This window comes from Acinetobacter sp. C15 (assembly GCF_013420645.1).
Lineage (GTDB): Bacteria > Pseudomonadota > Gammaproteobacteria > Pseudomonadales > Moraxellaceae > Acinetobacter > Acinetobacter indicus.
Genome location: NZ_VOXR01000131.1, coordinates 1 through 1,134, shown reverse-complemented (window position 1 = coordinate 1,134; position 1,134 = coordinate 1). Strand labels below are relative to the sequence as shown.

General features: G+C 53.0%; 1 protein-coding gene. It reads right to left on the bottom strand.

Translation table 11 applies throughout. From position 1 onward, the window contains the following. Positions 1-1,033: porin OmpA (gene ompA, locus FTT63_RS15515; protein WP_180192482.1), on the bottom strand; the 1,033-nt coding region annotated here is incomplete at its 3' end. Between the last annotated feature and the right edge of the window lie 101 nt (positions 1,034-1,134).

Genomic DNA, 1,134 nt, shown 5'->3' with positions numbered 1-1,134 from the left:
GCGGCTGAGTTACAACGTCTTTGATACCTTTAACTTCGAGCTCTACGCGACGATCCGGAGCCAGGCAGTCGATCAGTGCAGCACGCTGTTTCACGTTGTCACAGGTGTTGCCAGTAACCGGGTTGGATTCGCCCATACCACGTGCGGAGATCTTGTCTGCCGGGATACCTTTGGAGATCAGGTAATCAACAACAGACTGAGCACGGCGCTCGGACAGACCCTGGTTGTAAGCGTCAGAACCGATGCGGTCGGTGTAACCCAGAACAACTACGGAACCGTCTTTCGGATCCAGGTTGCTCAGCTGGCTGTACAGCTGATCCAGAGCAGCCTGACCTTCCGGTTTCAGGGTTGCTTTGTTGAAGTTGAACAGAACGTCAGACTTCAGAGTGAAGTGCTTGGTCTGTACTTCCGGTGCCGGAGCTGGAGCCGGAGCAACTACTGGAGCTGCTTCGCCCTGACCGAAACGGTAGGAAACACCCAGGCTCAGCATGCCGTTGTCCGGACGAGTGCCGATGGTGTGTGCGTCACCGATGTTGTTGGTCCACTGGTATTCCAGACGGGTAGCGATTTCAGGAGTGATCGCGTACTCAACACCGCCAGCGAAGACCGGAGAAACGCCGGTGTCGTGGTTTTTACCATAAACGTTGGATTTAGTGTCTGCACGCCATACCATGCCACCCAGACGAGTGTAGATGTCCAGGTCGTCAGTGATTGGGTAACCCAGTTTAGCGGTCAGTTGAACGCCCTGAGCTTTGTATGCACCGTTTTCAACGCTGCCTTTGTACGGCATACGACCTAACCAGTCGTAACCCATTTCAAAGCCAACATACGGGTTAACCTGGTAACCACCAAAAGCACCAGCGCCCAGTTGGTTTTCATGGGTCGGGCCATTGTTGTTGATGAAACCAGTGTCATGGTACTGGGACCAGCCCAGTTTAGCACCAGTGTACCAGGTGTTATCTTTCGGAGCGGCCTGCGCTACGGTAGCGAAACCAGCCAGTGCCACTGCAATCGCGATAGCTGTCTTTTTCATTTTTTGCGCCTCGTTATCATCCAAAATACGCCATGAATATCTCCAACGAGATAACACGGTTAAATCCTTCACCGGGGGATCTGCTCAATATTAACTCTACC